This window comes from Klebsiella sp. K47 (genome assembly GCF_051858335.1).
Taxonomy (GTDB): domain Bacteria; phylum Pseudomonadota; class Gammaproteobacteria; order Enterobacterales; family Enterobacteriaceae; genus Klebsiella; species Klebsiella pneumoniae.
In genome coordinates, this window is sequence record NZ_JBPYUI010000382.1 from 1 (window position 1) to 226 (window position 226).

A 226-nucleotide genomic window follows, 5' to 3' on the forward strand; every position below is an offset into this window, starting at 1 on the left:
ACTCCACCATGATGGTCATACCGGCCCAGACCAGCAGGGTCGGTCGGATTTTGTCCGGGACGATGTCCGGATCGTGGAAGAGCACCCCCACCAGCTCGGGGAAGGTCGCCGAAACCAGCACCGCGTATGCGGCATACGCCGCCCTGTGCCGGCTGGAGGAAATGTAGAGGATGGAGATGACCGCACCGGCCACCATCGTCAGGACCACGGCGAAACGCAGGTCGTT

At 63.3% G+C, this 226-nt stretch carries 1 protein-coding gene; it reads right to left on the reverse strand.

Annotated elements, in window-relative coordinates; all coding sequences use genetic code 11:
* A partial coding sequence (locus RRF55_RS28475; protein WP_439419367.1) for a hypothetical protein occupies positions 1-226 on the reverse strand: 226 nt, incomplete at both ends.